This is a genomic window from Pseudomonas sp. SDO55104_S430 (genome assembly GCF_054070595.1).
Map to the genome: position 1 here is coordinate 1 of NZ_JBSVXG010000274.1, position 6,696 is coordinate 6,696.

General features: G+C 62.0%; 4 protein-coding genes and 1 pseudogene. 4 read left to right on the forward strand and 1 reads right to left on the reverse strand.

The window, feature by feature from the left end:
- Positions 1-186: 186 nt before the first annotated feature.
- Positions 187-2,580, forward strand: a complete 2,394-nt coding sequence (locus ACW9JE_RS27290) for a heavy metal translocating P-type ATPase (protein WP_457434526.1) — start codon at positions 187-189, stop codon at positions 2,578-2,580.
- On the forward strand, positions 2,577-2,990 hold the full coding sequence (gene cueR / locus ACW9JE_RS27295; RefSeq protein ID WP_457434527.1) for a Cu(I)-responsive transcriptional regulator: 414 nt from the start codon (positions 2,577-2,579) through the stop codon (positions 2,988-2,990). Before ACW9JE_RS27290 ends, cueR begins: the two co-directional genes overlap by 4 nt.
- A gap of 337 nt (positions 2,991-3,327) precedes the next feature.
- On the opposite strand, the gene ACW9JE_RS27300 is transcribed toward cueR, so the two are convergent.
- Positions 3,328-4,221: a PA4780 family RIO1-like protein kinase gene (locus tag ACW9JE_RS27300; RefSeq protein ID WP_224536595.1), complete on the reverse strand. Its 894-nt coding sequence runs from the start codon at positions 4,219-4,221 to the stop codon at positions 3,328-3,330.
- 596 nt (positions 4,222-4,817) lie between these two features.
- Here ACW9JE_RS27300 and ACW9JE_RS27305 point away from each other — a divergent pair.
- Together ACW9JE_RS27305 and ACW9JE_RS27310 are read left to right on the forward strand one after the other, a co-directional pair.
- A pseudogene (locus ACW9JE_RS27305) lies at positions 4,818-5,750 on the forward strand (cache domain-containing protein); the annotation flags it as partial.
- Between the two features lie 129 nt (positions 5,751-5,879).
- Positions 5,880-6,608, forward strand: a complete 729-nt coding sequence (locus ACW9JE_RS27310; RefSeq protein WP_372242572.1) for a methyl-accepting chemotaxis protein — start codon at positions 5,880-5,882, stop codon at positions 6,606-6,608.
- Positions 6,609-6,696: the final 88 nt, after the last annotated feature.

The window sequence follows — 6,696 nt, forward strand, 5'->3', positions numbered from 1 at the left end:
AGGCCGGCACACCCATCACAGGTGGCGCCTGACACTCCGCCTTCGCGAGCAAGCCCGCTCCCACAGTGTTTTGGGTACACCTCCACTTCTCCGAAGGCTGCGATCTTTTGATCTTCAACAAGGCACTTGACCTTGCCAGCATGGCAAGGTTGATCCTGTAGACATCTTCTACAGGGAGCGTGCCCCATGTCCGACACCACCACTTTCGATCTGCCGATTGCCGGCATGACCTGCGCCAGTTGCGCCGGGCGTGTCGAGCGGGCGTTGAGCAAGGTCATCGGCGCCAGTGCCGTCAGCGTGAATCTGGCCACCGAGCAGGCGCGGGTCCAGGCGCCGGCCGATAGCCTTCCGGCACTGATGGACGCCGTGCACAAGGCCGGTTACAGCGTTCCGCAGCAAAGTCTTGAATTGAGCATTGACGGCATGACCTGCGCCTCCTGCGTCGGTCGCGTCGAACGCGCGTTGAACAAGGTGCCGGGGGTCAAAGCCGTCAGCGTCAACCTGGCCAACGAACGCGCTCATCTGGAATTGCTCGGGCAGATCGATGCGCAATCCCTGATCGACGCCGTGACCAAGGCCGGTTACAGCGCCAGCGTCTGGCAAGCCGACCATCCGCAATCGGACACTCAACAAACCCGCCTGCACCGCGAACGCTGGGCGTTGATCGCGGCCATCGCCCTCGCCTTGCCGCTGGTCTTGCCGATGTTGCTGCAACCCTTCGGCGTGCACTGGATGCTCCCGGCCTGGGCGCAGTTCGCGCTGGCCACGCCGGTGCAATTCATCTTCGGCGCGCGGTTCTATGTCGCCGCGTGGAAAGCCGTGCGTGCCGGTGCCGGCAACATGGACCTGCTGGTCGCCCTGGGCACCAGCGCCGGTTATGGCTTGAGCCTGTATGAATGGGCCGCTGCCGCCGGGCGCATGCCACATCTGTATTTCGAAGCGTCGGCGGTGGTGATTGCGCTGGTGCTGCTGGGCAAATATCTGGAAAGCCGCGCCAAGCGCCAGACCGCTAGCGCCATTCGCGCCCTGGAAGCGCTGCGCCCGGAGCGGGCGATTCAGGTGATCGACGGCCGCGAACAGGAGGTCGCGATCAGCGCCCTGCGCCTCCATGATCTGGTGCTGGTCAAACCCGGCGAACGCTTCCCGGTGGACGGTGAAGTGGTCGACGGCCAGAGCCATGCCGACGAAGCGCTGATCAGCGGCGAAAGCCTGCCGGTCCCCAAACAACCTGGCGACAAGGTCACTGGCGGCGCGATCAATGGCGAGGGCCGGTTGCTGGTGCGGACCCAGGCGCTCGGTGCGGAAACGGTGCTGGCGAGGATCATTCGGCTGGTGGAAGACGCTCAGGCCGCCAAGGCGCCGATCCAGAAGCTTGTGGATAAAGTCAGCCAGATCTTCGTCCCGGTGGTTCTGTTGCTGGCCCTGGCGACCCTGATCGGCTGGTGGCTGTACGGCGCGCCGCTGGAAACCGCGCTGATCAATGCCGTCGCCGTGCTGGTGATCGCCTGCCCTTGCGCCCTGGGCCTGGCGACGCCAACGGCGATCATGGCCGGTACCGGGGTGGCGGCGCGCTACGGGATTCTGATCAAGGACGCTGAAGCTTTGGAACGCGCCCACGAAGTCAACGCCGTGGTGTTCGACAAGACCGGCACCCTGACGTCGGGCACCCCGCGCATCGCGCACTTGAAGGCCCTTGATGGTGACGACGCCAAATTGCTGCAACTGGCCGGTGCCCTGCAACGCGGCAGCGAACATCCGCTGGCCAAGGCCGTGCTGGATGAATGTGCGCAACGGGGTCTGGACGTGGCGGATGTCAGTGATAGCCAGTCTCTGACCGGACGCGGTATTGCCGGCAGCCTCGAGGGTCGGCGCCTGGCATTGGGTAATCGACGTTTGCTCGAGGAAAGCGGTTTGAACGCCGCGCCTCTGGCTGATCTCGCCAGTGAGTGGGAAGCCGAAGGCCGGACCCTGTCCTGGTTGATCGAACAAGGCCCTGCGCCGCAGGTATTAGGCCTGTTCGCTTTCGGCGACACTCTGAAACCCGGCGCTCTGCAGGCCGTGCAACAACTCGGCGCCCGTCAGATCGCCAGCCACCTGCTGACAGGCGACAACCGTGGCAGCGCCAAAGTGGTGGCCGAGGCGCTGGGCATCCGCAATGTGCACGCTGAGGTGCTGCCGGCGGACAAGGCGGCCGAAGTTGCGGCATTGAAGAAATCCGGTGTGGTGGCGATGGTCGGCGACGGCATCAACGATGCGCCGGCGCTGGCGGCAGCGGATATCGGCATCGCCATGGGCGGTGGCACCGACGTGGCCATGCATGCCTCCGGCATCACCCTGATGCGCGGCGATCCGCGACTGGTGCCGGCGGCATTGGAGATCAGCCGCAAGACCTACGCAAAGATCCGGCAAAACCTGTTCTGGGCGTTCGTCTATAACTTGATCGGCATTCCTCTGGCAGCGTTCGGTTTCCTCAATCCGGTGTTGGCCGGCGCGGCGATGGCCTTGTCGAGTGTGAGCGTGGTGAGCAATGCGCTACTGTTGAAAACCTGGAAACCCGAGGATCTGGAGGACAACCGATGAACATCGGCCAAGCAGCCCGCCACAGCGGCCTGAGCGCGAAGATGATCCGTTATTACGAGTCCATCGGACTGCTCAAGGCGGCCCATCGCACTGACAGCGGCTATCGGTTGTATGGCGACGACGACTTGCACACCCTGGCGTTCATCAAGCGCTCCCGGGACCTGGGGTTTTCCCTGGAGGAAGTCGGCAAGCTGCTGACCCTCTGGCAGGACCGCCAGCGCGCCAGTGCCGATGTGAAAGCCCTGGCGCGACAGCATATCGATGAACTGAACCAGAAAATCCGCGAGTTGGGGCAGTTGCGCGATACCTTGCAGGACCTGGTGGAGCATTGTCAGGGCGACCACCGGCCCGATTGTCCGATTCTCAAGAATCTTGAGTCGGGGTGTTGTGCGGCTCCGGTTCAGGCCTGAGGCATTGATGCTGAATGTACCGGCCTCTTCGCGGGCAAGCCCGCTCCCACAGTGGTCGTGGGTGTTCATGAAATCTGCGCACACCGCCAATCCCTGTGGGAGCGAGCTTGCTCGCGAAGAGGCAGGCAGCTTCAACATCTCGATTGCCTGACACATCGTCTTCGCGGGCAAGCCTCGCTCCTACAAGGGGTTGGGGTGGCCGCCATTTTTGTGAACAACCTGAGAAACTGTAGGAGCGAGGCTTGCCCGCGAAGGCTGACTGTCAGGCAACATCAATCCTGAATCTGCAGCCCGCCCACAAAAAAACCGGCCGAAGCCGGTTTTCTGTTTTAACCGATCACTGCAACCAAGGTGGTGGCGGTTCTTCGGTTTTGTTTGGCGGTGCATCATCCGCCGCACGGGCTGCCTGCTTGCGCTCCTCGTCGCGGCGTGCGGCTTCGATCTCGCGCATCACACCGCCGACATCGGCCAGTTCTTCCGTATCGGCGAATTCGCCGGTCAGGACGCTGCCCGGGTGCAAGGTGCCAGCCTCATACAAGGCCCACATCTCCTTGGCATAACGGGTCTGCTTCAGCTCCGGCGCGAACCGTCCGAAGTAACCCGCCATGTTGCCCACATCCCGCTCCAGCATGCTGAAGGCGTGGTTATTGCCCGCTGCATCCACCGCCTGCGGCAAGTCGATGATCACAGGGCCGGTCGGGGTCAACAGCACGTTGAACTCCGAGAGGTCACCGTGCACCAGACCGGTACACAGCATCAGCACGATCTGCGATATCAGAAAGGCGTGGTACTCGCGCGCCTGTTCCGGCTCAAGCACCACGTCGTTCAAACGCGGCGCGGCGTCGCCGTATTCGTCGGCCACCAACTCCATCAGCAGTACGCCTTCGAGGAAGTCATACGGCTTGGGCACCCGCACACCGGCATTGGCCAGCCGGAACAGCGCTGCCACTTCCGCGTTCTGCCACGCGTCTTCGGCCTCCTTGCGGCCGAACTTGGAACCCTTGGCCATGGCCCGGGCCTGACGGCTGTTGCGCACCTTGCGACCTTCCTGATACTCGGCCGCCTGGCGAAAACTGCGTTTGTTCGCCTCCTTGTAGACTTTCGCGCACCGCAACTGATTGCCGCAGCGCACCACATAAACAGCTGCTTCCTTCCCGCTCATGAGCGGTCGCAGCACTTCGTCGACCAGACCGTCTTCGATCAGGGGTTCAATGCGTTTTGGAGTCTTCATCAGCTTTTATTCTGGGTCCTTTATTACCAAACACGCGAAAGTCATTCGTTATACGGCAATCCTCCGTTTGCGGGGAGGGGGTGCCGACCTGTGAACAATGCCGATGCACACAATGTGCCGGTTTTATCACGAAAATCCGCGGACCATCCGCGGCCGCGGCGGATCATAGCCGAGCCCGATGCACTTGATAGCCGGGAGTCACAGGGGCATTTGTGACAGAAACCGACATCGAATCGCCACTGTTACAGGATTTTTCCAAACGGCCCTCAATTTCCTCCGACAACAGCCGAAGCCCTGAGTGACAAATTGATTTGTCCGACAATCCTTTCCTACAGAAGGAGGACGTCGCCCCCACGGACCCGGGCCATAAAAAAATACGGCTGCCAATAAACCGCGAGTCATCTGCACTGCGTGGGCTTACAAGAAAATCTGGAGCGCGGATGAACATCAAACAGAAATTGACCTGGGCGTTTGCAATCATCGCCTGCTTGCCCGTGGTGCTGGTCGCCACCCTCGTTGTGCTGAACTTGCGAAGTGATGCCCTGGATGGATTCGTCGACAGCAGCGGTCGCGAAATCCGTCAGGTCAGCAATGCCATGCAACTGTTCTTCGACGGCATCAGCCAGAACGTCGAGTACCTGGCCAACCAGCCGCTGATCAAGAACTCCGACGACAGCATCAAGACCTACATGAGCGCCAACGCCGACAGCGTGCCAAAGGGCGATATGGACAAAAAGGTCTTCACTTTCCTGCAGGACCTGGGCAACGCTCATCCGTCCTACGCCTACGCCATCCTCGGCACCGCCGCCGGCGGCTATGTGTCGTGGCCTGACGATGAAAAGCTCACCAATTACGATCCGCGCCAGCGCCCCTGGTACAAGGCGGCCCAGGCCAAGCCGGGCAAGCCGTTCCGCACCGAGGCCTACTACTGGGCACAGAACGACACTACCTACGTCAGCACCGTGCGCACCATCGACAACAAGCTGGGCACCAACGGCGGCGTGGTCAGTATCGACGTATCGCTCAAGCAGCTCACCGAACTGGTCAAGCAGATCAAACTGGGTGAAACCGGCTACCTGATGCTGCTGGAAAATACCGGCACCGTGCTGGTCAACCCGAAGAAGCCCGAGCACAATTTCAAGGCCCTGGGCAGCCTCGGCGACGGCTACGCGCAATTGGCCAAGGCCGGCAAAGGCGTGCTTGAAGTCGAACTCGACGGCGAGCTCTACATGGCCAACGTCTGGCCGTCGGAGCAATTGGGCTGGACCTTCATCGGCCTGATCAAGAAGAACGACGTGATGAGCACCGCGACCCAGCTGACCTGGTTGATCGCGATCATCGCCGCCGTGCTGGCCGTGATCTTCGCTGTGGTCGGCGCCAGTTTCGCCAGCCTCATCGTACGGCCGATCCGTGGTGTGGCCGATGGCCTGGAAGGCATCGCCCAGGGAGAAGGTGATCTGACCAAGAGCCTGGAAATCCGTGGCCGCGACGAAACCGCGCAACTGGCCAACTGGTTCAACCAGTTCCTGGCGGCGATCCGCAACCTGATCCAGAACATCGGCGGCGCCGCGACCAAGATCCTCGCCACGTCCAAGAGCTCGACCCAGGTCTCCAGCGACATGGCCGAAGCGGCCGGGCGTCAGCGTGAAGCGGTGGACATGGTGTCCACGGCCTTCCACGAAATGGTCGCCACCGCCAACGAAGTCGCTCGCTCTTGCAGCCAGGCGGCAGAATCCGCCGACAGTGGTCAGCGTCAGGCCCGTGAAGGCCAGCAGCAGATCGACGCGGCGGTGAGCAGCGTGGATCGCCTGAGCCAGGAGATCGAACAGTCCGCCGAGTCGATGCAGCAGCTGGAACGTGACAGCAACGATATTCAGTCGATCCTCGGCACCATCCGTTCGATCGCCGAACAGACCAACTTGCTGGCCCTGAACGCGGCCATCGAAGCGGCACGTGCCGGTGAGCAGGGTCGCGGTTTTGCGGTGGTGGCGGACGAAGTGCGGGCCCTGGCCAAGCGCACCGCCGATTCCACGGCGGAAATCGACGGTTTGCTGGGCAACCTGGCCAAACGCACCAGCCAGGTCACGCAACAGATGCACGCCAGTCTGGAAGTTTCGCAGCAGTCGGTGACGCGCATCGGCGAAGCCCGCAACAGCTTCGGGCAGATCCGCGAATCGGTGGACGTGATCCGCGACATGAACACTCAGATCGCCACCGCAGCGGAGCAGCAGCATCAGGTGGCTGAAGACATCAACCGGCACATCAGCCAGATCCATGGTGATGCGCAGTTGGTGGCGGAACTGGCGAACTCGGCGCGTCTGGATTCCCAGAGCCTGGCCGGGTTGTCCAATGAGCTGGATGGGTTGGTGCGGCGGTTCCGTACCTGATCCATCAGCACCGCAGATCCAGTGTGGGAGCGGGCTTGCTCGCGAAGAGGCCGTGTCAGTCACCAAATACGTCGACTGACACTCCGCT

Coding starts and splice junctions, on each gene's coding strand:
- ACW9JE_RS27290 (WP_457434526.1), top strand. CDS start 187: ATGTCCGACACCACCACTTTCGATCTGCCGATTGCCGGCATGACCTGC.
- cueR (WP_457434527.1), top strand. CDS start 2,577: ATGAACATCGGCCAAGCAGCCCGCCACAGCGGCCTGAGCGCGAAGATG.
- ACW9JE_RS27300 (WP_224536595.1), bottom strand. CDS start 4,221: ATGAAGACTCCAAAACGCATTGAACCCCTGATCGAAGACGGTCTGGTC.
- ACW9JE_RS27310 (WP_372242572.1), top strand. CDS start 5,880: ATGGTGTCCACGGCCTTCCACGAAATGGTCGCCACCGCCAACGAAGTC.